Origin of the sequence: Nocardia terrae (assembly GCF_009760405.1) — a bacterium.
In the GTDB taxonomy this organism is placed as follows: Bacteria; Actinomycetota; Actinomycetes; order Mycobacteriales; family Mycobacteriaceae; genus Nocardia; species Nocardia terrae.
Genome location: NZ_WRPP01000001.1, coordinates 1,822,860 through 1,845,444 on the forward strand (window position 1 = coordinate 1,822,860; position 22,585 = coordinate 1,845,444).

Below are 22,585 nucleotides of genomic sequence, written 5' to 3' on the forward strand. Positions count from 1 at the left end.
GCACCCTGATCGAATCGCATCTGGTGTCCGGCGTGATGACGCCGGGCGCCGAGATAGCGCTCCGGATCGACCAGACGCTGACCCAGGATGCCACGGGCACCCTGGTGATGCAGGAGCTCGAGGCGCTCGGCCTCGATCGCGCGCGGACCGAGGTCAGCGTCCAGTACGTCGACCACAATCTCCTGCAGGCCGATGAGAAGAACGCCGAGGACCACGAGTACCTGCGCACCGCGGCCCAGCGGTTCGGACTGTGGTTCTCCAAGGCGGGCAACGGCGTGTCCCATCCGACGCACATGCAGCGCTTCGGCGTGCCCGGCAAGACCTTGGCGGGCTCGGATTCCCACACCTGCGCGGCGGGCGCGCTGAGCATGCTGGCGATCGGCGTGGGCGGACTCGAAGTGGCCCTGGCCATTTCCAGTCAGCCCCTCTACGTCCGGATGCCCGAGATCTGGGGGATCGAGCTGGAAGGTGAACTGCCGCAGTGGTGTTCGGCCAAGGACGTGATCCTGGAGATGCTGCGCCGGCACGGCGTCAGCGGCGCGGTGGGCCGTATCCTCGAGTACCACGGCCCGGGCCTGGCCACCCTGACGGCGATGGATCGGCACGTGATCGCGAACATGGGCGCCGAACTCGGCGCCACCACAACGGTTTTCCCCAGCGATGAACAGGTGCGCGCCTTCCTGGCCGCGGAGGGACGCGAGCACGACTGGGTCGAACTGACAGCCGGCGCGGACGCCGAATACGACCTCGAGGACGCCATCGATCTGTCCGCGATCGAACCGCTCATCGCCGAACCGTCCTCACCCGGCAAGGTGGTGCCGGTCCGCGAGGTGGCCGGCACCGAGATCGCGCAGGTGGTCATCGGTTCCAGCGCCAACCCCGGCCTGCGCGACTTCGCCGTCGCCGCGGCCATGGTCGCCGGACGCCAGACCGTGCCGCAGGTCAGCTTCGACGTGAACCCGACCTCCCGGGAGATCCTCACCGATCTGATCGAGATGGGGGCCGTCACCGACCTGGTGGCCGCCGGGGCGCGGATCCACCAGACCGGATGCCTGGGCTGCATCGGGATGGGGCAGGCGCCGGCCGTGGGCCGCAATTCGCTGCGCACGATGCCGCGCAACTTCCCGGGACGCTCGGGCACCGAGGAAGACTCGGTATGGCTGTGCTCACCGGAGACCGCGGCCGCGTCGGCCCTCACCGGTGTGATCACCGATCCGCGCGAGTGGGCGCGAACGGTCCGCATGGAGTATCCGAAACTTGCTCTGCCGACCCGTGTTTCGGTCAACACCACGATGCTGGCCGCACCGCTGGAGCCCGAACGGGCCCGCCGGGTGCGGCCGGTGAAGGGCCCCAACATCTCCAGCCTGCCGCCGCTGACGCCGCTCCCGGACCGGATTCAGGCACCCGTGCTGCTGAAGGTGGGCGACGACGTCTCCACCGACGAGATCTCGCCCGCCGGGGCGCGCGCACTGCCGTTCCGATCGAACATCCCGAAGCTCGCGATGTTCACCTTCACCAGGATCGACGATTCGTATCCGGAACGCGCGCAACAGATCGGCGCCGAATCCGGACATATCGTCGTCGGCGGCGAGAACTACGGCCAGGGCTCATCCCGTGAACACGCGGCGATCACCCCGCGCTACCTCGGGCTGCGGGTGGTCATCGCCAAATCCTTCGCGCGCATCCATTGGCAGAACCTGGCCAACTTCGGTGTGCTGGCGCTCGAATTCGCGGAGCCCGCCGACTACGACGGCATCGACCGGGGCGACGTCCTGCGTCTCGAGCACCTTCACGACCTCGCCCGCACCACGTCTTTCCAGGTGCGCAACCTCACCAAGGACGCGGTTTTCACGGCCCGGCACCGTCTTTCGCCGCGTCAGGTCGAGGATGTCCTGGCCGGTGGCCTCATACCCCGGCTGGCGAGAACGCCGTGACCCCGCGGGATGGAATCTCGTGGTGTCGCCGGGTTTCAGTGCGGGGATGCCGGGAACTGCCGGACTGTCAGCACCCGCCCGGACAAGGGGGTCTTCATGATCATCCTCGGCATCATCCTGCTCATCTGCGGAGTCGTCTTCGGCATTCCGCTGCTCACGACCATCGGCATCATCGTGCTGCTGGTCGGCGCGGCGCTCATGTTGCTGGGTGCGGTCGGACGGCCGATCGGCGGCCGTTCCCACTACTACTGATCGCCCATTGAGCGATTCCATTCTGTCGGAAAGGAATTCACATGTTTCGACGTGTGGCGTACCCACTCCTGGCCACCGCCTTCATCGCGGACGGCATCGAAACCCTGAGCAATCCCGAGACTCGTGTGAAGTCCGCGACCACCCTGGTGCAGCGGGGCGAACGGGTGCTGCCGGAGAGCCTGGCCGGCAAGCTGCCCAGGGACCCGGAGCGCGTGGTCCGGATCACCGGCGCGATCCGCGTCGGCGGCGGTGTCCTGCTGATGCTGGGCAAGGCGCCCCGGCTGGCCTCGATCGTGTTGGCGGGCACCACGATTCCGGTCGCCCTGACCGAGCACGACTTCTGGAACGAGCCCGACCGCGAGCGCCGGACGGCGGTGCGGACCGCATTCCTGCGGGACGCGAGCCTGCTGGGCGGTCTGCTCATCGCGGCCTCGGACACCCGGGGAAAACCCTCGCTGGGATGGCGCGCGCGCCGCGCCGCCGATCGGGCGTCACGCAAGGTCCACGACAACGGGAAGGGTTCGGTCGCGCAGCTGACCGACAGCATCGCTGATCGGGCTCCCGAGGTCTGGGAAGCCGTCCGTGACAATGCCGAACAACTCGCCGACACCGCACGCGAACAGGGCCGCCATCTGGCCGATGTCGCGCGGGACAAGGGCGGGCAGGTGGCCGAGGTCGCGCGGGACAAGGGCGGACAGGTCGCCGAGGTCACCCGCGAGACGGGCGGGCATCTGGCCGAGTCGGCTCGGCACCAGGGTGAGCGCGCTGTCGAGGCCGTGCGCGAGCACGGTGCGCAGTGGGCCGACCGCGCCCCGGACGGTGAACAGCTGGCCGCCGCGACGCGCAAGCGTGGCAAGCGGATCGCGGACAAGACCAGGGATCTGGCCGCGCGGGTGCAGCCGGACTGAGCTCCGGTGTCACCGACAGGGCATTCAGTCCTCCGGCGACCGATTCGAATCCGACGGTTTCCAATCCGGTATGGGCCCGGGGCCGAACATGACGGCATCCCACCAGTCCTGCATAGGGCTCGGCTCCGGCCATACCGCCACCACCCGGCCCTCGACCGGCCGGTGCCGACCGTGCCGATGCTGCGTGCGAGGTCTGACGAGTTTTCTCATCTGATGTCGATTTCCTTCCTGCGCAGACCAATTCACCCGCCCGCGAACTATCCGGTGAGGAGGTGAGGATCGTGATGTGCAACCAACTGATGGACATGCTGCGCAGCATGTGGAACATGCTGTACCCGAACATGCCGATGTGACAGTTCAGGAGATCCGCTAGCGGAGGGGCCGGTGACCACGATGTCGACCGGCCCCTTCGGGGGTGTCGACTCGGGGGATGTCGACCGGCCCGTTCCCGCCTCAGGCGTCGCCGCTCTGGCGTCGCCGGTCGCGAATGGCATCGCGAATGCGGTCGAACACCGCCAGCGGCGGCCCGGCCAGCAGATTGGCCGCCGCGGACTCACCGACACCGGGATGCGGTCGGGTCGGTGCGACGGCCTCGGCGAATCGAACCACGTTCGCGAGGCGGACCCGTTCCTCCCGGGAAGCCTGGGTGATCAGTTGGCCGAATTCTTCCTTCTCTTCCTTCTCCGCGTGCGCGACCACCTTGTCGGCGAACGCGCGGAACGCGCCATCGAAGTCGGCATGGTCGACGCCGATTTCGGCGAGGCGCGCCAGTGCGTGTTTGGCTTCGTCCTCCTCGTGCAGGCGGTCGTCGACGATCTCCTTCGCGACCGAGTGCCGCCGGGCCGCGGGATGCACGACCTCTTCCTCGGCGCTCTCGTGAACGGCGAGCAGTCGCACCAGATCGTCGAACCGGCGCTGTCGCTCGGCGCCGGTGGAATCGCGCACCGATTCCAGGGCGTTCTTGATCTGGCCGTGTTGTGCGAGCAGCAGGTCGACCACGTCGGTGTCGTCTCCGCTCTTGCCATGCTCGGGCATGGGATACCTCCCGTATCGGTCCACAGGGACATTCCGGACCTACCCGCCGGCCGTTGTCCGAAACAGTCGCCGCCGCAGCCCGTTTCCGATCCGTCATCCGTGTTCCGGGGCGGCCCATTCTCCCGGCCGTGCCGCCCGGATCGACGACTCGAACAGCAGCGCGTGGACGAACGCCTGCGGCAGGTTGCCGCGCAGTTGGCGTTCGATGACGTCGAATTCCTCGGCGAACAGGCCGGGGGTCCCGCAGGCGGCCCGATTGCGTTCGAAGTAGCGGGCCGCGGTCACCGGCTGCCCGAGGTCGGCGGCGGCCATGGACATGGCGAAGCCGCACAGCAGGAACGCGCCCTCGGATTGTTCGAGCGGTCGCTGGTCGTGGCGGTAGCGGTACACGTAATAGTCGGTGGACAATTCGCGGTGCACCGCCGCGAAGGTGGCGCGGTTGCGCGGATCCCCGATCGGCAGCGCGCCGCGCACGATCGGCAGCAGCAGCGCGGCGTCGACCTCGGGATGCTCGGGCGAACGCTGCCAGCGTCCGGTCGGATGCACGGCCGCCTCGGCCACCAGTGTGTCGGCCAGCGCCGTGCAGCGGGTGCTGTCCGCGCCGCAGGCCCGGACCTGCGCGACCGCACGCAGTCCGGCCGCGCACACCAGCCGCGAATGCGTCCAGCGCTCGTCGTCGAGCTCCCAGATCCCGGCATCCGGCCGATCCCGCAGCGCCGCAATCGATTCCACCGCGATCGTGACCGCCCGGCGGTGCTCGGCGGTGAGGTGGTCGAAGCGGCCCGCCGCGGCGAAGAGCAGCAGCGCCTCGCCGAAGACGTCGAGCTGGAACTGGTCGCGCACCCGGTTGCCCACGAGCGCGCCACCGCCGGGGTAGCCGGGCAGTGCCAGATCGGTCCGCGCCGGCACCTGCGCGCCGGCCGTGGTGTACGCGGGCGCGAGCCGGGGACCGTCGGTGAGCAGTCGTTCGGCGGTGAACCGCACGGCGTCGTCGAGCAGCGGGCACGGTCCGGCCGCCGCGACCGCCTGCCCGGCCAGGCACTGATCCCGGATCCAGACATAGCGGTAGTCGTAATTGCCGCCCTGGTCGGCTCTTTCGGGCAGACCGGTGGTCGCGGCCGCGACCATGCCGCCGCCACCGCTGGTCATGCCGCGCAGCACGGCGTAGGAGTGGGCGGTGTCGCGCTCGGCCGCGCCTCGGGCGGCCGTGGGTTGCTCGTCCCGCCAGCTCGATTCGGTGGCTTTCCACGCGGTCTCGGCGTCCACCGGTGTCTCCGGCAGTACTCGGTCCGACATCTCCAGCACCAGGTCGGTCTGTTCTCCCTCGGGAACCTCGAGTCGCAGATGCCATGTCGGTCCGTGCGTGTCCGCACGCAGCAGGGCGTGTGGAGCGCCGCTCCACCGGATCCGGATCCCACCGGATCGGGCCTCCCAGATCTCGCCGCGCCGCCGTACATCGGTCAGCGGCTCGGCCCCGAATTCCGCGCTCGGCGCGAGTTCCACCTCGACGACGGCCCGGCCGTGCACCGCCCGCAGCCGCCGCAGCAGCACGGCGCAATGCGGATCGCCCGGGAAGGCCAGTGCCTCACGGCATTCGATGGTCGCCGAATCGGTGATCCAGCGGGAGTTCCAGATCAGGCTGCCCCGGTCGTAGTTCCCGCCCCAGACGAAGCGTTCCACGGGCGTCACCGCGTACACGCCCGCGCCGCCCAGCAGCGATTGGAACAGCGCGGCGCTGTCCCACCCGGGGACACACAGCCACGAGATGTCTCCGCGCGGGCCCACGAGGGCCCCGCGTTCGCCGTCGGCCAGGAACGCGTATTCCCGCAATACGTGCGGCTGCCGCAGGACCGAATCCGGAACCACGATCATCGGATACCACCGGAAAGCGCGGGTAACCGCGGGGCTTGTTTGCCCCGTTCGGCACCGGGTATCGCCGTGTCGAAGCGACCCGACATCGTGGAAACAGTTCCGGACCAGGAGGTTCGTCATGCCGAAGGAATGGACCGACAAGCAGGAACGGCAGTACGAGCACATCAAGGAATCCGCGCGCGAGCGCGGTGAGAAGGCTGGGCGCGCCAAGGAGATCGCGGCGCGCACGGTGAACAAGAACCGGGCTCGGGCCGGGCAGACCAAGACCGCGAGCCGGACCTCGATCGAGGACAAGTCCCCGCAGCAGCGCGGCGGTCAGCGCTCCCACAGCGGCAGCCAGGGCCCCACCCGCGACCAGCTCTACAACGAGGCGCGGCAGCGGAACATCAAGGGCCGTTCCGCCATGAGCAAGGCGCAGCTCGCCCACGCTCTCGGCAAGGACTGACCCGGGGGCGTCGGGTGGGTGCCACCCTCGACGATCTGCTGCACGCGCTGACCCGCGCGGTGAACACCCTCGCCGACACCGATATCCGGTTCGCGGTGGCGGGCGGTTGCGCGGTCTACGCGCGGGGCGGGCCCGTCTCCGACCACGACGTGGACCTGTTCATCAAGCCCGAGGATATCGGCCGGGCCCGAACGGCCCTGGTGCGCGGTGGATTACGGCTCTCGGAACCGCCCGAGGACTGGCTCACGAAGGCCTACGCGGGGGAGACGCTCGTCGATCTGATCTTCCGGCCCAACTATCGCGAGGTCACCGACGAACTGCTCGACCGGGCCGAGATCATGCGCATCGGGCCCACGATCGCACCGGTGATCAGCGGCGCGGACCTCATGATCGACAAACTGCTCGTTCTCGACGCCCACCGCCTGGATCTCGGCCCCCTGCTGCGGATCGCCCGCGATCTGCGCGAGCAGGTCGACTGGCCGCTGGTCCGCGAACAGACCGACCAATCACCGTATGCCCGAGCATGTCTCGGCCTGCTGGCCGAACTGCACGTGATCGAGGAGCCGACCCGATGAACAATTCCGCCGAGTACGTCATCGCCCGCCTGCGGCGCATCCTGCACGAGGATGCCCGCACCGCCGAACTGGGGATCGAGGTGCGGGTCGAGGGCCTGGTGGTGTCCCTGTCCGGCCGGGTCAGCAGTGACGAAGCCCGCGATCACATCGAAGAGGTCGTGCGCGAATCGCTTCCGGGGTTCGCGGTCCACAATGAGGTCCAGGTGCTGCCGCCGACGCCGCCCCGGGTCGTGGAGGCACTGGGCGAATGAGGATCGCGGCCGTCGGAGATGTCCACCTCGGGACCGATTCCCGGGGATTGTTCCGTCCCGCGCTCGGGGATCTCGGCCGACGCGCCGATGTCCTGCTGCTCGCGGGAGACCTCACCCGCTGCGGCACCGTCGAGGAAGCGCGCGTGGTCGGCGAGGAGTTCGGCGACCTCGGGGTGCCGGTGGTCGCGGTGCTCGGCAACCACGATCATCACAATGACGAACCCGACCGGGTCGCCGAGGTGTTGCGCGACCACGGCCTCGTCGTCCTCGAGGGCGATGCCGTCGTGATCGAGACCGGTGGAGCATCGCTCGGCGTCGCCGGGACCATCGGATTCGGGGGCGGCTTCGCCGGCCGCTCGGGCAGCGCCTTCGGGGAGCGCGCGATGCGCGAATTCATCGGCCGTACAACAGATCTTGCCGATTCTCTGCGAATCTCCCTGAGCCGCTTGGACACCGACGTCAAGGTCGCGCTGACCCACTACTCGCCGACACCCGACACCCTGCGCGGCGAACCGCGCGAGATCTACCCGTTCCTGGGTTCCTACCTGCTCGCCGAGGCCATCGACGACGCCGGAGCGGATCTGGCCGTGCACGGTCACGCCCACGCCGGCGCCGAACACGGTGCGACCCCGGGCGGTATCCGGGTCCGCAATGTCGCGCAGCCGGTCATCCGCTCCGCCTACGCGCTCTATCGCATCGATGCCCGGGCGCACACGGCGCCCGGGCACTCGATCACGGGGCTCAGTGGCGGAAAGTGTCCTTGACCTTCTCGCCCGCGTCCTTGGCGTCGGCCTTGGCCTGCCGGGCGCGGCCCTCCGCCTCGCGATCCTCGTTGCCGGTCGCCTGACCGAACTTCTCCTGCGCCTTGCCGGCGACCTTGTCGGCCTTGTTCTTGGCCTTGTCGGTTGCGCTCATGTCGCTACCTCCGATCGAGCGTTCTCGAGGGGCCGTAACTCGACCCGGTATTCGCCTACCCGGGCCTCGGGAGCCGAAACAAGCTGACAAATCGCATCTTTCGCGCATGTTCGGGATTCGAGCGGGTAGGCGACCGATAGGAACAACACCGAGGAGAGAGTTCATATGACAACCGCACTACAACCCCGCGGCGGCGGTGGCGGGGTCGGCCGGCCCAATGCCAGCAGCCTCGCCGAGGTGCTCGACACGATTCTCGACAAGGGCCTCGTGATCGACGCGTACGTGCGCGTGTCGCTGGTCGGCATCGAGATCCTGACCATCGACGCACGCGTGGTCGTGGCCAGCGTCGACACCTACCTGCGTTTCGCCGAAGCGGTCAACCGCCTCGACATCTCGGCGCAGGACAAGAAGCCCGGACTGCCCGACGTGGTCAAGGACGTCGCCTCCGGCGGGAAGTCCTCCGCCGCACAGGAAGCCATCGAGTCGGTCACCAAGCAGCTGTCCAAGGGCGGGGGCGATACCCAGAAGATCCTCGAGCAGGCCGGTCAGCAGATCCTCGGCGCGCTCGGGCAGGGCAAGGACGAGGACAAGGAGCCCGCCGACGCGGACGACAAGCCCAAGCGCAGCACCACCTCTCGCCGCAGGAGCCAGTCATGAGCACCGGGTCGCCGTCGGACACCGGACGGACGCAATCGAATTCGAACACCGCACTGCTGATCTACGGGATCGTGCCCGCGGACGCGAAGCCGAAGGGGCAGGGCGTCGGCCGCTCCCCGACGCCGATCCGCACCGTCCCGCACGGTCGCATCGCGGCGCTGGTGAGTGAGGTCTCACTCGACGAGTCACTGGATCGGGCCGAGGATCTGCAAGGCTATTCGCGGGTCGTCGACGAACTGGTCAACGAGATGCCGGTCATTCCCATCCGTTTCGGCGCCGCGCTCGAGGACGAAGCGGCCGTGTCGAGCGGGCTGCTCGAGCCCAACGAGCGGAAGTTCGAATCCGCGCTCGACGAATTGGCCGGACTCGCAGAGTATCTGGTGATCGGCCAGTACATCGAGGAGGCGGTGCTGCGGGAGATCCTGCAGGAGGACCAGCAGGCAGCCGCGCTGAGCGAGGCTCTGCGCACCGCGCCGGCGGACGCGAGCCGCGACCTGAGCCTGGCCCTGGGCGAGACCGTGAACGCCGATCTCGAATACAAGCGCCAGGCCGACGCCACCATCATGGTCAACGCGTTGCAGGAGCTGACCGATGAGCTCGTGCTGCGGCCGCCGACCCATGAGCAGGAGGTCGCCGCCATCGCGGCCCTGATCCCGACCGGCAAACAGGACGATCTGATGCGCATCGGCGACCAGCTGAGCAAGCAGTGGAGCAACCGGGTGGATCTGCGGATCGTCGGGCCGCTCGCCGCCTGGGACTTCATGACGATCGAAGCGACGGACTCGCCGTGATCGGCACCCTGCTGTCGCTGCCGTTGCTGCCGGTGCGCGGGGTGGTCGCACTGGCCCGGGTGATCGCCGAGGAGGCCGACCGGCAGCTCTACAGCATGCCGTCCCTGCGCCGCGAACTCGACGATCTGCACCGGCTGCGCGCCGAGGGCCGGATCGATCCCGACGAGTACGAGCGGGCGCAGCAGCAGGTGCTCGACCGTGCCCTGCACCGTGGAGGGTGACCCCGCATGGCAGATCAACAACGTTCTCGCGCAGGCACTTCCAGATCCTCGCGCGGTGCGGCGGCCTCCGACGGCGAACGCCTGTCGGCCGCCGCGGCCGCCGCGGCGGGCATCGCGCACATCACCCAGCTGACCGGTCAGTCGGTGCTGGGGGCGACCGCGGCCGCGCCCGGCGAGCACGGCTGGACGGTCGAGGTCGAGGTGCTCGAGGAGACCCACATCCCGTCCTCGGCCGATGTGCTCGCGCTGTACTGCGTGGAGCTGGATCCGGCGGGAGAGTTGTTGTCCTACCGCAGGATCCGACGCGGACAGCGGTGCACGATCGGAGATGACCGGCGATGACGCTGCCGTCGGAACGATTCTCCGCCCGCCCCGCGCGCTCCGGATCCGAGCCCGCCAATCTGGGCGACATCCTCGAGCGCGTGCTCGACAAGGGTCTGGTCATCGCGGGCGACATCCGGGTGAACCTGCTCGACATCGAACTGCTCACCATCAAGCTCCGGCTCGTGATCGCTTCGCTCGAGACCGCCCGCGAGGTCGGAATCGATTGGTGGGAGCGGGATCCGTGGCTGCGCGGCGACCACGCGCTGGAAGCGGGGGACGGCCCGCGCGCCGTCGAACCCCGCGCTGATCACGAATTGCGTTCGGAGAACGAGAAATTGCGGCAGCGTGTCGCCGAACTCGAGGCCGCGGGAAACTCGGGAAAGGAGACCGAGAATGGATAGCGACAAAGCCGTCTGGGTGTACGTGGTGCGCGGTGGCTCCGCCCCCGCGCCCGACGCCACCGGAGTGAGCGGCGAACCGGTCCGCTGCGTCTTCGCCGGCGATCTGGCGGCCGTGGTCGGCTCGGTTCCGCTGGCGGAGTTCAGCGCGGATGCCTTGCAGCGCAACCTCAACGACTTCGACTGGCTCGCCGCCGCGTCCCGGGCCCATCACGGGGTCGTCGAGGCCTCGGCCGCGGACGAGCCGGTCATCCCCGTCCGGCTCGCGGTGCTGTGCCGCGACGACGACGGCGTCCGGCGGCTGCTGACCGAGCGCCACGACGACTTCCGCGACGCGCTGGCCCTGGTGAACGGCCGTGCGGAATGGGGAGTGCGCGCCTACGTGCGTCCGCCCGCGGACGACGCCGCCGCCGACCGGCCCATCTCCGGCGCCGATTATCTGCGACAACGGCGAGACAGCCTGCGGCGCGGCCGGAGCAATCTCGCGGCCGCGGAGCTCGCCGCCTCGAACATGTACCGCGCGCTGCTGCGGCACGCCGTCGCGGGGCACAGCCGTCCCTCCAGCGAGTCGTCGCTCACCGGGCGGCGCGCCCACCTGGTCCTGAACGCCACCTACCTGGTCGACGAGGCCGAGACCGCCGGTTTCCTGTCCGCGGCACAGCAATTCGACCAGAGCGAGCTGCTCACGATCGACCGCTCGGGGCCTTGGCCGCCGTACAGCTTCGTGGGCGCGGCGGGGGAACTGTGATGACGACCGCTGAACCCGACCTGTACCGCAATCGCGATGTCGCGCTGATCGATCTGCTCGATCGGGTGCTCGCGGGCGGCGTCGTGATCTCGGGCGACATCACCCTGTCCATCGCCGAGGTCGAGCTGGTCCGCATCTCTTTGCGCGCGCTGATCGCCTCGGCCGCCGCGCTCGTCGAATCGTGACCGCGGATCCGGGTCGTCGCATCGAGCTCGATCCCGAAGGCGTGGAACGCGGATTGGCGACCCTGGTGCTCACCATCGTCGAGCTGTTGCGCCAGCTCATGGAGCGGCAGGCCGTGCGCCGCATGGAAGCCGGTGATCTGACCGACGGGCAGATCGACGAGCTGGGCACCACCCTGCTGCGCCTCTCCGAGGCCATGGACGACCTGCGCGAGCACTTCGACCTGGCGCCGGAGGACCTCAATATCGATCTGGGCCCTCTCGGCACCCTGCTGCCGCGCGACCCGTAGGTCCGCCGTGGTTATTCGCGGCTCGTCGGAACCGACGGCGTCGCCGCGGATTCGGCCGGGGTCGATGCGGTCTTGGCCATCGTCCGCACCACCGCCGCGACAACCAGCAGCGCCACGCCCACGATGAGACCGGCCACCCAGGCGGGCATCGCCAGCGCCAGCAGCAGTATCAGCGTCGCGACCAGCGCGCCACCGCCATAGAGTCCGATGACGGCCGCGGCCGCCTTCAACTTGGCGGACCGGCCGAATTCCGGCAGCCGCCCGATCGCCTCGCGCAGCGCCGCGCCGACCTGCTCACGCAGCAGCCGGGCCAGCTGCTCGGTGCCGAGGCCGGGAATCGGGGACCGGTCCGATCCATGCATACCGGGTACCTCAACCATGCTCACACTTCCCTCTCGATAGCTGATGCCATCGCCATACCCGTTCGTCCCGCGCCGAAGCGCGCCTAATGGCCTTGCCGGGCAGGAGGATCCGAGCGTTCGCGAGTGTGGCGGGCTCGCCGTTCGAGCCCGAGGACCGTGAGGCTCGCCGCGAACAACAGCGCGCACGCGACCCCCGCGACGATGGCCCAGCCCGCGAATCCGTATCCATCGGCGACCAGGGCCAGCGCGAGGGCCACGATCGCGAGCAGGGACAGGATGACGCCGAGGAAGTTGACCAGGTCCTCGATGCCTTCCTCCACGTGCGTGCGCGGCGGCGGGAAGTTCCGTGCCTGCCCGGATCGGGCGGGTAGCTGTCGAAAATGCACGGGTATCCTTCGGATATCGGCCATCGGATGACTCTCCGATCATGGTGCCGGGCAGAAGATTTCGTCCGGATCGAGGGAGTGGTGTCGGCGTCGTCGCCGCATCGCTCCGGTGGTATGGCGATACCCGCCCGGGCCGCGGTGAAACGGCACGGGGTGGCCAGCGGTGCCGTCGAGTGGCAGACTGTGAACAGGTTGAAAATCCAGCCGATCCCGGTCCTGCAAGCGTTATCGCAGTTCGGGGGCGATCGCTGGTGCGGCCGAACCCGGATGACCCGATCTCCCCGCGGAGCCGGACACCCTCCTCAGGAGGCAATGTCATGTCACGGGTATCTCTGATGCACAGTCGCCTCGCGAATGAAATGCCGGCGGGCAGGTCGCGATATACCGACTCGGCTGATCGCCGGCCGGCGTCCGGGGCCTCGTCCTCGGATTGTCTGGTCATCCAAATCACGGGTGAATTGGACGTCTCCGGGCTCACGACCTTCCGGAACGCGCTGTCGGTGGCCGTGGACGCGGCGCCGCGCGCGGTCGTCGTGGACATTCGCGACGCCGGATTCATCAGCTTGCGCAACGCCCTCGTCCTGGCCGAAGCCGTCCGGCGCGCGACCAGCCACGGCATCGGAATTCACGTGCCCACCGGCTGCCGGCAGGTCGAGCGTGCGCTCGACGTGACCGGTGTGCGGATGCTGGTGCCGCGCGATTCGGTGGTCTCGGACAACTGACGGCACGGGCGCGGATCGGGTGCGATCGGAATCGTGGAGATCGTGCCCGGTCGGTGTCGCAGGGCGATAATCGTGATGTGACACAAGGCGGAGAGGTGCCTCCGGGCGATGCGAACCTCCTCGAAAGGGTGATGGGCACGGGCAGTCCCCAGCACGTGGGCAAGTTCCGCTTCTGGTTCGGTGACCAGCGGTGGGAGTGGTCCGACGAATTGGCGGTCATGCACGGATACCGGCCCGGAGCGGTGCTGCCGACCACCGAATTGCTGCTGGCCCACAAGCACCCCGAGGATCGCGCCCACGTCGCCAGCCGGATCGCGGATTCGGTGGAGAGCTCGCTGCCGTTCTCGGGCCGGCACCGCATCGTCGACACCGGCGGAAATGTGCACGAGGTGGTCGTCGTCGGTGATCGGATGGTCGATGCCGAGGATCGGGTGATCGGATCGACCGGCTACTACATCGACGTGACCGAGACGCTGGCCGAGAATCGGCAGGAGGCCCTCGACGACAGCCTGCCCGAGCTGTACGCGGCGCGCGCGGTGATCGAGCAGGCCAAGGGGGTGATCATGCTGGTGTACGGCATCAATGCCGACGCGGCGTTCCGGGTGCTCACCTGGCGGTCGCAGGAGACCAACGTCAAGCTGCGCGCGTTGGCGGCGCAATTGATGGCGGACGTGGGTTCGCTCACGGGCTCGATGACGTCGATCCGTTCGGAGTTCGACCATCTGCTGCTGACCGCTCACGAGCGGGTATCCGGATAATTTGCGTGCGCGGGGTTTTCCGGCCATACGATCGGGTACGCGCACAAAGGAAACCGGCGAATTTGCGCAATCGGGACTTTGGGTGGTGACTAATGAGCGACTCGCCACAGACCGACGGCCCAAGCCGACGGCCGGCCGCGGTGTTTCCCGCTTCGTGGCACAACGGAGAGGCACGAATGCACGCCAATTCCACGGCGGCGGAAGAGCGATCGCTGCGAGGCCGCCTCACATTGCGCTTGCCCGCCGAGAGCGGATACCTGGCGATGCTGCGTGCGCTCACCGAAACCGTCCTGCTGACAGCCGATTTCACAATCGATGTGGTGATCGACACGCGGGTGGCATTGGACGAGGTGGCCACCACGCTGATCACGGCCGCGGTCCCCGCCGCGGAGATCGAGTGCGAATTCCATTTCGACGAGGAGCTGGTCCGGGTCCGGGCGACGGCGGTGACGGCGAGTGACGCGGGTCTGGTCGAACACGGATTCGGCTGGAATCTCGTGCGCACGCTGACCGATTCGCTCAGCGTGACCGGCGAGGATTTCGACGCCGTGCGGTGCGGCTACCCGGTGGTGGTGGAGTTCACGAAACATCGCGGCGGCGACGGGGAGTAGATCCCGGCGCACGAACTTTCCTTCCTCTGATCCGTGTCCGCGTGCGCACCGCGGGTAAGCCGGTGACATCAGTGATCGACGAGGAGGGTTACCGGTGTCCCAGCGACACGAGTCGACCGTCTCGGAGGACACCGGGGCAGCCGACCGGCCGAGTGCGGCGACCGCGAACGACACGGCCGGGCGTGACCGCCTCCGTCCGGGTCTGCTGGTCGGGGCGCTCGGGGTGGTGTTCGGGGATATCGGGACGAGCCCGATCTACACCCTGCGCACGGTGTTCGATCCGGCCGATCCACATCCGGTTCCGGTACGCGCCGAGAACGTCTACGGCGTTGTGTCGCTGGTGTTCTGGTCGATCCTGATCATCGTCACCGTCACCTACGTGCTGCTGGCGATGCGGACCGACAACGACGGCGAGGGCGGGATCATGGCGCTGATCACCCTGGTCCGGCGTTGGTCGGCGGGCGGACGCACCGCGGCGGTGCTGGCCGCGCTCGGAATCTTCGGCGCGGCGCTGTTCTTCGGCGACAGCATGATCACGCCCGCCATCTCGGTGCTGTCCGCGGTGGAGGGTCTCGGGGTGGCGCAACCGGCGCTCGCGAAGGCGGTGGTTCCGGTCACCGCGCTGATCATCGTGCTGCTGTTCGCGTTTCAGCACCGCGGCACGGCATCGGTGGGCCGGTTGTTCGGGCCGGTGATGGTGGTGTGGTTCCTGACCATCGGGGCGTGCGGCATCGGTGGCATCGGACGGCATCCGGCGATTCTGCGGGCGCTGTGGCCCGGTTATGCGCTGGAATTCCTGGCCGGGCATTTCGGGATCGCCTTCTTCGCGCTGGCCGCGATCGTGCTGGCGATCACCGGCGCGGAGGCGCTGTACGCGGATCTGGGGCACTTCGGTCGCCGATCCATCACCGGCGCATGGCTGCTGCTCGTGCTGCCCGCCTGCGTCCTGAGCTATCTCGGTCAGGCGGCGCTCGAACTCGAGGCGGGCGGCCATGTCGCGAGCCCGTTCTTTCTCCTGGTCCCGAGCTGGGGACGGCTGCCGATGGTGGCGCTGGCCACCATGGCGACGGTGATCGCCTCGCAGGCGGTGATCACCGGCGCGTATTCGGTGGCCGCCCAGGCCGCGCGCATCGGCTATCTGCCGCGGCTGCGCATCGCCTACACCTCCGCGTCCACACCCGGGCAGATCTATGTGCCCTGGATCAATTGGCTGCTGCTGGTGTCGGTGCTGACGCTGGTCTTCGCGTTCCGCAGTTCCAGCGCCCTGGCCTTCGCCTTCGGTATGGCGGTGACCTGCACGATCACCATCACGACCCTGCTGCTCGGCTATCTCGCGCACGCGCGCTGGGGACTGCCGCGCTGGCTGGTGGTGCTGGGCTGGACGCCGTTGCTCGCGGTGGATCTGCTGTTCGTGGCGGCCAACCTCACCAAGCTGGTGCGCGGGGCGTGGCTGCCGCTGCTGATCGGCCTGGTCGTGTTCACCGTCATGACCACCTGGCAACGCGGACGCCAGGTGGTCGCGACCGAGCGGAACCGGCTCGAAGGGCCGTTGCGCGAATTCCTCGACGAACTACGGGACGGGTCGAACCTGACGACCGTGGACGGGACGGCCGTATTCCTCGACCGCAGCAAGCAGACCGTGCCACTCGCCCTGCGCGCCAATGTGGAGCGCAACCGGATCCGGCATCGGCAGATCGTGATCGTCTCGGTGGAAACCGAGCCGGTGCCGAGGGTTTCCGCCGGCGATCGGATCGGGATCGACCATCTGGACTTCCGCGACGACGGCGTCGTCCACATCACCGCCCGCGTCGGCTACCTGGAGTCGCCCGATGTGCCCGCGGCGCTGGCCGGGCTCGACCCGCACGACACCGAGGGCGTGCTGGACCTGGATCGGGCGTCGTACTTCCTGTCCCATCTGGAGCTGCGGGCGGCCGAGCGACCCGCCATGTCCCGGTGGCGTACCCGGCTTTTCATCGCCATCAGCTATCTGTCCGCGGACGTGGCCGACGATTTCCGATTGCCGCGCGAGCGCACGGTGATCCTGGGCGAATTGCTCGAGGTGTGAGTCTCCCTTTCGAGGGTAAGCGGGGGATGCGGAGTCATCGGGGGCATCGAGCGGAGGAGGGTCGCCCTATGGAGGGTGCGTCGAACGACAAACAGCGGCAGTTGGATTCGTACCGGATCGCTCGTGATCAGGGCCATCTGACCACGCAGCAAGGCGTGCGAGTGGACGGCACCGACGACGCGGTGAAGGTGGGGGACCGGGGCCCGACGCTGCTCTCGGACTTCCATGCGCGCGAGAAGCTCACGCATTTCGATCACGAACGCATCCCCGAGCGGGTGGTGCACGCGCGCGGCGCGGGAGCCTACGGGCGATTCCGGCCCTATGCCGGCTGGCTGGGCAAGTTCACCACGGCCCGGTTCCTGGCCGATCCGACCGTGGAAACGCCGGTCTTCGTGCGGTTCTCGACGGTGGCGGGTTCGCGCGGCTCCGCCGACACGGTGCGCGACATCCGCGGATTCGCCACCAAGTTCTATACCGCCGAAGGCAATTACGATCTGGTCGGCAACAACGTGCCGGTGTTCTTCATCCAGGACGGCATCAAGTTCCCCGACTTCGTGCACGCGGTGAAACCCGAGCCGCACAACGAGATTCCGCAAGCCGCCTCGGCGCACGACACGCTGTGGGACTTCGTATCGCTGCAGCCGGAGACGCTGCACGCGATCATGTGGCTGATGTCGGACCGGGCGCTGCCGCGCAGCTATCGGATGATGCAGGGTTTCGGCGTGCACACCTTCCGGCTCATCGACGCCGACGGGCAGGCGACCTTCGTCAAGTTCCACTGGCGGCCGAAACTCGGTGCGCACTCGCTGTTGTGGGAGGAATGCCAGCAGATCGCCGGGCACGATCCGGATTTCCACCGCCGCGACCTGTGGGACAGCATCGCCGCCGGGCAGTACCCGGAATGGGAGCTGGGCGTGCAGCTGGTCCCCGAGCACCGCGAGTTCGAATTCGAGTTCGACCTGCTGGACGCGACGAAACTGATTCCCGAGGAACAGATCCCGGTGCGGCCGGTCGGGTCGATGGTGCTCGACCGCAATCCGGACAACTTCTTCGCCGAGACCGAGCAGGTGGCGTTCCATACCGCGAACCTGGTCCCCGGCATCGATTTCACCGACGATCCGCTGCTGCAACTGCGCAACTTCTCCTACCTGGACACACAGCTGATCCGCCTCGGCGGGCCCAATTTCGCCCAATTGCCGATCAACCGGCCGGTGGCCGAGGTCCGGCACCATCAGCGGGACGGCTACGGGCAGCACACGATTCCCCAGGGGCAGGCCGCCTACACCGAGAATTCACTCGGCGGCGGATGCCCCGCGCTCGCCGACGAGGGCACGTTCCGGCACTATCCCGAACCGCTGTACGGCGCGCCCGTCCGCGCTCGCGGCGCGAAATTCCATGAGTACTACCGGCAACCGCGCATGTTCTGGCGCAGTATGTCCGGGCCGGAGGCCGATCACATCGTCGCCGCGTTCGCCTTCGAACTGGGCAAGCTGACCCGCCCGGTCATCCGGGAGCGCGTGGTCGAGCACCTGGCGCGCATCGATGCGGACCTGGCGGTCCGGGTCGCCGCCGAGCTCGGTCTGGCCGTGCCCGACGCGCTCGCGCCGGCGGCCGACGGCATCGTGTCGCCCGCGCTGTCGCAGCTGAGCCTGCACGGCACCGGCATCGCCACGCGCAAGATCGCCGTGCTGGTCGCCGACGGGGTCGACGCGGACGGGCTGCGCCGGGTCCGCACCCAACTGACCGCGCGCGGTGCCGTCGTGGAAACCCTTGCCCCGCACGGGGGCTCGGTGCGAGCCCAGGGAGCGAACGGGCAGACGCTCGCCGTGGACCGGGCGTTGGCGACGGTGTCGTCGGTGCTCTACGACGGTGTGCTGGTCGCGGGCGGTCCCGAGGCCGCGGACGCGCTCGGCGGGGACGGCGCCGCGGTGCATTTCGTGCTCGAGGCCTTCAAACACGCCAAACCGATCGGCGCGTTCGGCGACGGCACGGCCCTGCTGCGGCTCATCGGCCTGCCCGGGCCCGCCCAGACCGAGCTCGGCGCGGTGAACGGGGTCGTCGTCACCTCGTGCGCGGGTCGTGAGGTGCCCGGCCGGTTCGCCGACATGTTCGCGGAACTGCTTGCCGGGCATCGGGTGTGGCAGCGCGTCACACACGCCGTTCCGGCCTGAGCGGATCGACCACCACGGCCCGATCCCCCGATCCTGCCAGCTGATCGGACCGTGGCCCCGAGGGTCGCGCGGGTTGGCCACCCGCGCGACCCTCTCCCATCCGAGGGAACCGATCAGCGGTCGGCGCGGGTCCGGTGCGCGACCAGCAGGTCCGCCGTCTGTGCCACCGCGCTTTCGAAGGCGTCGTGATCGGCCGGTCCGAAGCCGTTGCAGCCTTCGCCGTACACGGTCAGCACACCGATCACGGTGCCGGCGCGCCGGACCGGTTCGCACAGCATCGACCGCACGCCGAGAGGTTTGACCTCGAATGCGTAATCGACCCAACGACTTTCGAGGGTGATGTCGGCGACCAGGATGGTGCGATCGAATCGGATGGCCGCTCGGCACGGGCTGAGCGGGCACAGCATCGGCGCTTCCTCCAGGAGCTTGGCCCGGGGGCTGGACCAGTCCAGGGCGGTGAGCTCACCGTCGGCGTACGCGCTGATCCCGACCATGGGCCGCCCCGACAGTCCTCGAGAGACCAGGGCCGCGACGCTCTCGAGCGTTCGGTCAGCGGTGGCTTTCGGGGTACTCGGGTGCCGTGGTGGGGTTCGCATTCATTTGGGGTTCCCGGGTTCGCGACCGGGGAAACACCGGTGCGCCACCGGCGATTCGGTAGACGGCGAGGCGGCCCGCCACCGTGACGTGCACGCGGGTCGCGGTGCCGATCACCTCGCCGTCGGCGGTCAGCGGCTGCCGCGCGGCCAGCTGGATGATCGACTCCGGCCGACGGGATTCGCCGTAGAGGTTCGAGCGTCCGATCGTGGTGAGCAGCACGGCCAGCGCGGCGCGCAGGCGTGACCAGCGCCGGTCGGCCCGCAGCCAGCGGATGTCGAGCACTCCGGCGTCCAGGCGGTCGCGGAAGGCGGGGACCGCGTGGCGCGGCCGGTAGGGGCCGTTGCCGATGAACAGCACCCACACCCGCAGACGACGACCGTCGAGGCGGATATCGATGGGCCGGGCCCGGCGTGCCACGGCGAGCAGCGCGGCGACGAAGGCGGGCCATCGCCCCCATCGCGCCCGCCACCTGCGGCGCAGCCGCACCATCTGCGGGTAGCTGCCGAGTCCGGCGGTGTTGAGTATGTGCCTGGTCCGCGGACCGGTTTCGTCGTCGTAGTCGATCCGCGCGATGTCGACCTCCACGGCGTGCCCCGCGCGCAGGGCCGCGGCGGTTTCGGAGAGATCGAGGACACCCAGATCGCGGGCGAAGTGATTGAGCGTGCCGGTGGGAAACACCGCCAGCGGCAGGCCGTGGCGCAGCGCGACGACCGCGGCCGCGGCGAGGGTTCCGTCGCCGCCCGCGACCCCCAGGGCTCGCGGTGGTGGCGAGGCTTGCCGGACCGCTTGTTCGAGCCGCTCGATCGGATCGCCTCCCGGCTCGGTCCGGACGAGATCGGCGGCGGGCAGCAGCGCGGTGAGGTCGGGGCCCGGGTCGTAATCGGGGTCGCCCGCGGCGGGATTCACCAGGACGAGCAATCCTTCGCCGTCGAGGAGTTCGGGCGCGTGCGCCACCGGTCGCGCGCGTGCCGTGGCCGGGATGTGGGCGGGCCACCACCGCCGGGTCGCCACCGCGACACCGGCGCCCACCGCCGTACCGACGAGGACGTCGCTGCCCCAGTGCACGCCCGTATGTATCCGCGAGTAGGCGACGGTGGCGGCCAACGGCGCGAGAACCAGTGCGGTGGTCGGGCTTTCGAGCGCGACCGCGGTGGCGAAGGCGGCCGCGGCCGCGCTGTGCCCCGAGGGGAACGAGGACGAGGTGGGCGCGGGGGACAGCCGCCGGCGTCCGGGCAGCAGGTCCGCGGCCGGTCGCCGGCGCCCGATGAGCGGTTTGAGGCCCGCGTCGACGATGAGGGCCGCGCTGCCCAGTGCGGCGACACCGCGCACGGCGGCGCGTCGCCGGGGGCCCTTGCGCAGGGCGAGGCCGCCCGCGATCAGCAGCCACAGCACGCCGAAATCGGCGCTGCGGGTGAGCTTCAGCAGACCGGCGTCGAGCGGCATGGGCGGCAGCTGTGCGACGGCGGCGGTGAGGGCGCGATCGGCGTGCCCGACCCGCCGGAAGTGCCGTCGCGCCCGGTCGCGATACCGGTGCAGGGGGCCGAATCCGTTGGCGCGCCGGGCATGCGGGTATCTCGGCTGATGGGGCACGTCAGCGAGCATACGGTCCGGGAATCGGCGGTGACAGCGGTGCGAGATGACCGGTGGCGGGGCCTTCCAGCCGGGTGCCGTCGGCGGCGAAGCGGGAGCCGTGCAGCGGGCAGTCCCAGGATTTCTCGGCCGGATTCCAGCGCAGCACGCCACCCAGGTGCGGGCAGATCGCGGAGACGGCGGTGGTCGTGCCGTCCACCGTGGCGGTCGCGGACGGGCGGAATCCGCGGCGTTGCACGCGCCCATCGCCCTCCGCGACGGGACGGGCGGCGCCGTCGGTGCGGGCCAGATGCCACCAGCCCGCGCAGAATTCCAGTGCGACAGCGCCATTGGTGCGCACTGCGGCGGGCAGCGAGCGCAGTTCGCCCGGCCGCCAGGTGGCGAACGCCTCCGCCCAGTCCGGTGGCTTGCCGACGATCCGGCCGGCCAGCACCTGGGCGGCGGCCACGGCATTGGTGAAGCCCCACTTGGCGTATCCGGTGGCGAGCAGGATGTCGTCGCGGCCGGGCAGCAGCGGACCGGCATAGGGGAGTTCGCCGATCGGCAGATAGTCCTGGGCGGACCACCCGGTCATCGGCGTCGCCTCCGGGAACCAGCGCGCGGTCCACTCGCGCAGGTCGGCCAGGTGCTCTTCGGTGCGGTCCGAGCGCCCGACGACGTGACCGTTGCCGCCGACCAGCAAGACCTCGCCCGCGGGATCGGGGACGGTTCGCACCGACCGCGTGGGTTCCCCGGCGGTGATGTACATCGCGTGCGAAAGCTCGTGCGGCAGACGGTAAGCGGTGAGATACGACCTGACCGGCACCAGCCGGGTGAAGAATCCGCCCCGATCCAGGATCGGCGTCCCGGTGGCGAGGACGACGGTGCCCGCGCGCACCGGACCGTATTCGGTGGCGAGCACGTGATCACCGCTGGCGGCGGCGCTGACGCCCTGTACCGGACTGGATTCGAAGATGGGCACCGCATGCGATTCCACCTCGGCGGCCAGCATCGCCAGCAGCGACATCGGATTCAGCTGAGTCTGATCCCGGAGCCTGACCGCGCCCAGCGCCGGAAACGGCGCGTCGATCCGCTCGGTGAATTCGACGGGCAGCCCCGCCTCCCGCAGCGCACCGTATTCCCTGCGCGCGAAGGCGACTTCGCGTTCGGACTGCGCATAGGTGTACGCGTCGCCGGGTCTGCAGCCGACATCGTGCCCGGCGCAGTACTCCAGCAGCCATTGCTGCCCGGCCCGATTGCCGTCGAGGTAGGCCCGCAGCAGCGCGGCATCGTGGCGATGCCGGATGCGCTGCGCCCTGATGCCCTGCAGCAGGCTGACTTTGGCGGTGCTCGCCCCGGTCGTGCCGTCACCGATGCGCCGCCCCTCCAGCACCGCGACCTCGAGGCCGTGCCGGGCCAGCAGCAGCGCGGTGACCAGCCCGGTGAGACCGCCACCGACGACCACCACCTCGTAGCGCACCCCCGGGCTGACCCGTAGCCGCGCCGCGGCCGAGGTCCCGATATTCCACATTGGCGTCGTCATGCC

28 protein-coding genes are annotated in these 22,585 nt (G+C 69.3%); 20 read left to right on the forward strand and 8 right to left on the reverse strand.

Going from position 1 to position 22,585, the window contains the following annotated elements; genetic code table 11:
* Window positions 1-35: 35 nt before the first annotated feature.
* The 3 genes from GPX89_RS08455 (at window position 36) to GPX89_RS08460 (ending at window position 3,094) form a co-directional block, all read left to right on the forward strand.
* The gene (locus tag GPX89_RS08455) at window positions 36-1,934 is read left to right on the forward strand and encodes an aconitate hydratase (protein WP_235946969.1); all 1,899 of its coding nucleotides are present in this window, start codon (window positions 36-38) and stop codon (window positions 1,932-1,934) included.
* Between the two features lie 96 nt (window positions 1,935-2,030).
* Window positions 2,031-2,186, forward strand: coding sequence for a DUF6131 family protein (locus GPX89_RS43765; protein WP_198347307.1), 156 nt, complete (start codon window positions 2,031-2,033; stop codon window positions 2,184-2,186).
* A gap of 53 nt (window positions 2,187-2,239) precedes the next feature.
* On the forward strand, window positions 2,240-3,094 hold the full coding sequence (locus GPX89_RS08460; protein ID WP_157386640.1) for a DoxX family membrane protein: 855 nt from the start codon (window positions 2,240-2,242) through the stop codon (window positions 3,092-3,094).
* A 453-nt stretch (window positions 3,095-3,547) separates the two neighbouring features.
* Here the strand turns inward: GPX89_RS08460 and GPX89_RS08465 are convergent, their stop codons facing one another.
* Window positions 3,548-4,129, reverse strand: coding sequence for a hemerythrin domain-containing protein (locus GPX89_RS08465; protein WP_157386641.1), 582 nt, complete (start codon window positions 4,127-4,129; stop codon window positions 3,548-3,550).
* A 93-nt stretch (window positions 4,130-4,222) separates the two neighbouring features.
* The gene (locus tag GPX89_RS08470; protein ID WP_157386642.1) at window positions 4,223-6,001 is read right to left on the reverse strand and encodes a glycoside hydrolase family 15 protein; all 1,779 of its coding nucleotides are present in this window, start codon (window positions 5,999-6,001) and stop codon (window positions 4,223-4,225) included.
* Between the two features lie 118 nt (window positions 6,002-6,119).
* Between GPX89_RS08470 and GPX89_RS08475 the strand changes: the two genes are divergently transcribed.
* From GPX89_RS08475 to GPX89_RS08490, 4 genes are read left to right on the forward strand one after another with little or no spacing between them, the layout of a single operon-like run.
* Window positions 6,120-6,446 carry a plasmid stabilization protein gene (locus GPX89_RS08475; protein WP_157386643.1) on the forward strand — a complete coding sequence of 109 codons (327 nt, stop codon included), beginning with the start codon at window positions 6,120-6,122 and terminating at the stop codon, window positions 6,444-6,446.
* A 14-nt stretch (window positions 6,447-6,460) separates the two neighbouring features.
* A complete protein-coding gene (locus GPX89_RS43770) occupies window positions 6,461-7,021 on the forward strand; it encodes a nucleotidyltransferase family protein (RefSeq protein WP_407939341.1) in 561 nt (186 codons plus the stop codon).
* Complete coding sequence (locus GPX89_RS46200; protein WP_157386644.1) at window positions 7,018-7,272, forward strand: BON domain-containing protein; 255 nt, start codon at window positions 7,018-7,020, stop codon at window positions 7,270-7,272. Before GPX89_RS43770 ends, GPX89_RS46200 begins: the two co-directional genes overlap by 4 nt.
* Window positions 7,269-8,036 (forward strand): metallophosphoesterase family protein, encoded by a 768-nt coding sequence (locus GPX89_RS08490; RefSeq protein WP_157386645.1) that lies wholly within the window; start codon window positions 7,269-7,271, stop codon window positions 8,034-8,036. Before GPX89_RS46200 ends, GPX89_RS08490 begins: the two co-directional genes overlap by 4 nt.
* Here the strand turns inward: GPX89_RS08490 and GPX89_RS08495 are convergent.
* Window positions 8,014-8,187 carry a CsbD family protein gene (locus GPX89_RS08495; RefSeq protein ID WP_157386646.1) on the reverse strand — a complete coding sequence of 58 codons (174 nt, stop codon included), beginning with the start codon at window positions 8,185-8,187 and terminating at the stop codon, window positions 8,014-8,016. The genes GPX89_RS08490 and GPX89_RS08495 overlap by 23 nt on opposite strands.
* Window positions 8,188-8,352: 165 nt before the next feature.
* On the opposite strand from GPX89_RS08495, the gene gvpJ reads away from it, so the two are divergent.
* Genes gvpJ through GPX89_RS08535 form a run of 8 tightly spaced genes read left to right on the forward strand, consistent with a single transcriptional unit; the run spans window position 8,353 to window position 11,798 of the window.
* Complete coding sequence (gene gvpJ, locus GPX89_RS08500) at window positions 8,353-8,844, forward strand: gas vesicle protein GvpJ (RefSeq protein ID WP_157386647.1); 492 nt, start codon at window positions 8,353-8,355, stop codon at window positions 8,842-8,844.
* Window positions 8,841-9,635, forward strand: a complete 795-nt coding sequence (locus tag GPX89_RS08505) for a GvpL/GvpF family gas vesicle protein (protein ID WP_157386648.1) — start codon at window positions 8,841-8,843, stop codon at window positions 9,633-9,635. The genes gvpJ and GPX89_RS08505 overlap by 4 nt, the downstream gene beginning before the upstream one ends.
* Window positions 9,632-9,856, forward strand: a complete 225-nt coding sequence (locus tag GPX89_RS08510; RefSeq protein WP_157386649.1) for a gas vesicle protein GvpG — start codon at window positions 9,632-9,634, stop codon at window positions 9,854-9,856. The genes GPX89_RS08505 and GPX89_RS08510 overlap by 4 nt, the downstream gene beginning before the upstream one ends.
* A gap of 6 nt (window positions 9,857-9,862) precedes the next feature.
* Window positions 9,863-10,198, forward strand: coding sequence for a gas vesicle protein GvpO (gvpO, locus tag GPX89_RS08515; RefSeq protein WP_157386650.1), 336 nt, complete (start codon window positions 9,863-9,865; stop codon window positions 10,196-10,198).
* A complete protein-coding gene (locus GPX89_RS08520; protein WP_157386651.1) occupies window positions 10,195-10,581 on the forward strand; it encodes a gas vesicle protein in 387 nt (128 codons plus the stop codon). The genes gvpO and GPX89_RS08520 overlap by 4 nt, the downstream gene beginning before the upstream one ends.
* Window positions 10,574-11,326 carry a GvpL/GvpF family gas vesicle protein gene (locus GPX89_RS08525; protein ID WP_157386652.1) on the forward strand — a complete coding sequence of 251 codons (753 nt, stop codon included), beginning with the start codon at window positions 10,574-10,576 and terminating at the stop codon, window positions 11,324-11,326. Before GPX89_RS08520 ends, GPX89_RS08525 begins: the two co-directional genes overlap by 8 nt.
* On the forward strand, window positions 11,326-11,511 hold the full coding sequence (locus GPX89_RS08530) for a gas vesicle protein (RefSeq protein WP_157386653.1): 186 nt from the start codon (window positions 11,326-11,328) through the stop codon (window positions 11,509-11,511). The genes GPX89_RS08525 and GPX89_RS08530 overlap by 1 nt, the downstream gene beginning before the upstream one ends.
* Window positions 11,508-11,798, forward strand: coding sequence for a gas vesicle protein K (locus GPX89_RS08535; RefSeq protein WP_328601608.1), 291 nt, complete (start codon window positions 11,508-11,510; stop codon window positions 11,796-11,798). The genes GPX89_RS08530 and GPX89_RS08535 overlap by 4 nt, the downstream gene beginning before the upstream one ends.
* An 11-nt stretch (window positions 11,799-11,809) precedes the next feature.
* Here GPX89_RS08535 and GPX89_RS08540 read toward each other — a convergent pair whose 3' ends face one another.
* Window positions 11,810-12,160, reverse strand: a complete 351-nt coding sequence (locus GPX89_RS08540) for a phage holin family protein (RefSeq protein WP_198347308.1) — start codon at window positions 12,158-12,160, stop codon at window positions 11,810-11,812.
* An 83-nt stretch (window positions 12,161-12,243) separates the two neighbouring features.
* Entirely contained in the window at window positions 12,244-12,546 is a 303-nt protein-coding gene (locus GPX89_RS08545; protein WP_157386655.1) for a hypothetical protein, read from the reverse strand.
* 359 nt (window positions 12,547-12,905) lie between these two features.
* Here GPX89_RS08545 and GPX89_RS08550 point away from each other — a divergent pair, with 359 nt between their 5' ends.
* The 5 genes from GPX89_RS08550 (at window position 12,906) to GPX89_RS08570 (ending at window position 18,873) form a co-directional block, all read left to right on the forward strand.
* On the forward strand, window positions 12,906-13,268 hold the full coding sequence (locus GPX89_RS08550) for an STAS domain-containing protein (protein WP_268893287.1): 363 nt from the start codon (window positions 12,906-12,908) through the stop codon (window positions 13,266-13,268).
* 77 nt (window positions 13,269-13,345) lie between these two features.
* Entirely contained in the window at window positions 13,346-14,026 is a 681-nt protein-coding gene (locus tag GPX89_RS08555; RefSeq protein ID WP_407939342.1) for an ANTAR domain-containing protein, read from the forward strand.
* 176 nt (window positions 14,027-14,202) lie between these two features.
* Complete coding sequence (locus tag GPX89_RS08560; protein WP_235946704.1) at window positions 14,203-14,637, forward strand: ATP-binding protein; 435 nt, start codon at window positions 14,203-14,205, stop codon at window positions 14,635-14,637.
* 94 nt (window positions 14,638-14,731) lie between these two features.
* Window positions 14,732-16,702, forward strand: a complete 1,971-nt coding sequence (locus tag GPX89_RS08565; protein ID WP_407939343.1) for a potassium transporter Kup — start codon at window positions 14,732-14,734, stop codon at window positions 16,700-16,702.
* A 68-nt stretch (window positions 16,703-16,770) separates the two neighbouring features.
* Window positions 16,771-18,873, forward strand: a complete 2,103-nt coding sequence (locus GPX89_RS08570) for a catalase (protein ID WP_157386657.1) — start codon at window positions 16,771-16,773, stop codon at window positions 18,871-18,873.
* Window positions 18,874-18,986: 113 nt separating this feature from the next.
* Here the strand turns inward: GPX89_RS08570 and GPX89_RS08575 are convergent, their stop codons facing one another.
* Genes GPX89_RS08575 through GPX89_RS08585 form a run of 3 tightly spaced genes read right to left on the reverse strand, consistent with a single transcriptional unit; the run spans window position 18,987 to window position 22,582 of the window.
* Complete coding sequence (locus GPX89_RS08575) at window positions 18,987-19,469, reverse strand: GAF domain-containing protein (RefSeq protein ID WP_157386658.1); 483 nt, start codon at window positions 19,467-19,469, stop codon at window positions 18,987-18,989.
* Window positions 19,423-21,060 carry a bifunctional phosphatase PAP2/diacylglycerol kinase family protein gene (locus GPX89_RS08580; protein WP_328601609.1) on the reverse strand — a complete coding sequence of 546 codons (1,638 nt, stop codon included), beginning with the start codon at window positions 21,058-21,060 and terminating at the stop codon, window positions 19,423-19,425. Before GPX89_RS08580 ends, GPX89_RS08575 begins: the two co-directional genes overlap by 47 nt.
* 1 nt (window position 21,061) lies before the next feature.
* Complete coding sequence (locus GPX89_RS08585; protein WP_235946705.1) at window positions 21,062-22,582, reverse strand: FAD-dependent oxidoreductase; 1,521 nt, start codon at window positions 22,580-22,582, stop codon at window positions 21,062-21,064.
* Between the last annotated feature and the right edge of the window lie 3 nt (window positions 22,583-22,585).

What these genes read in the sequence shown, in the direction of transcription:
- GPX89_RS08455 (WP_235946969.1), top strand. Translation starts at nt 36, where the DNA reads ATGACGCCGGGCGCCGAGATAGCGCTCCGGATCGACCAGACGCTGACC.
- GPX89_RS43765 (WP_198347307.1), top strand. Translation starts at nt 2,031, where the DNA reads ATGATCATCCTCGGCATCATCCTGCTCATCTGCGGAGTCGTCTTCGGC.
- GPX89_RS08465 (WP_157386641.1), bottom strand. Translation starts at nt 4,129, where the DNA reads ATGCCCGAGCATGGCAAGAGCGGAGACGACACCGACGTGGTCGACCTG.
- GPX89_RS08470 (WP_157386642.1), bottom strand. Translation starts at nt 6,001, where the DNA reads ATGATCGTGGTTCCGGATTCGGTCCTGCGGCAGCCGCACGTATTGCGG.
- GPX89_RS08475 (WP_157386643.1), top strand. Translation starts at nt 6,120, where the DNA reads ATGCCGAAGGAATGGACCGACAAGCAGGAACGGCAGTACGAGCACATC.
- GPX89_RS46200 (WP_157386644.1), top strand. Translation starts at nt 7,018, where the DNA reads ATGAACAATTCCGCCGAGTACGTCATCGCCCGCCTGCGGCGCATCCTG.
- GPX89_RS08490 (WP_157386645.1), top strand. Translation starts at nt 7,269, where the DNA reads ATGAGGATCGCGGCCGTCGGAGATGTCCACCTCGGGACCGATTCCCGG.
- GPX89_RS08495 (WP_157386646.1), bottom strand. Translation starts at nt 8,187, where the DNA reads ATGAGCGCAACCGACAAGGCCAAGAACAAGGCCGACAAGGTCGCCGGC.
- gvpJ (WP_157386647.1), top strand. Translation starts at nt 8,353, where the DNA reads ATGACAACCGCACTACAACCCCGCGGCGGCGGTGGCGGGGTCGGCCGG.
- GPX89_RS08505 (WP_157386648.1), top strand. Translation starts at nt 8,841, where the DNA reads ATGAGCACCGGGTCGCCGTCGGACACCGGACGGACGCAATCGAATTCG.
- gvpO (WP_157386650.1), top strand. Translation starts at nt 9,863, where the DNA reads ATGGCAGATCAACAACGTTCTCGCGCAGGCACTTCCAGATCCTCGCGC.
- GPX89_RS08520 (WP_157386651.1), top strand. Translation starts at nt 10,195, where the DNA reads ATGACGCTGCCGTCGGAACGATTCTCCGCCCGCCCCGCGCGCTCCGGA.
- GPX89_RS08525 (WP_157386652.1), top strand. Translation starts at nt 10,574, where the DNA reads ATGGATAGCGACAAAGCCGTCTGGGTGTACGTGGTGCGCGGTGGCTCC.
- GPX89_RS08530 (WP_157386653.1), top strand. Translation starts at nt 11,326, where the DNA reads ATGACGACCGCTGAACCCGACCTGTACCGCAATCGCGATGTCGCGCTG.
- GPX89_RS08540 (WP_198347308.1), bottom strand. Translation starts at nt 12,160, where the DNA reads ATGCATGGATCGGACCGGTCCCCGATTCCCGGCCTCGGCACCGAGCAG.
- GPX89_RS08550 (WP_268893287.1), top strand. Translation starts at nt 12,906, where the DNA reads ATGCCGGCGGGCAGGTCGCGATATACCGACTCGGCTGATCGCCGGCCG.
- GPX89_RS08560 (WP_235946704.1), top strand. Translation starts at nt 14,203, where the DNA reads ATGCACGCCAATTCCACGGCGGCGGAAGAGCGATCGCTGCGAGGCCGC.
- GPX89_RS08570 (WP_157386657.1), top strand. Translation starts at nt 16,771, where the DNA reads ATGGAGGGTGCGTCGAACGACAAACAGCGGCAGTTGGATTCGTACCGG.
- GPX89_RS08575 (WP_157386658.1), bottom strand. Translation starts at nt 19,469, where the DNA reads ATGCGAACCCCACCACGGCACCCGAGTACCCCGAAAGCCACCGCTGAC.
- GPX89_RS08585 (WP_235946705.1), bottom strand. Translation starts at nt 22,582, where the DNA reads ATGACGACGCCAATGTGGAATATCGGGACCTCGGCCGCGGCGCGGCTA.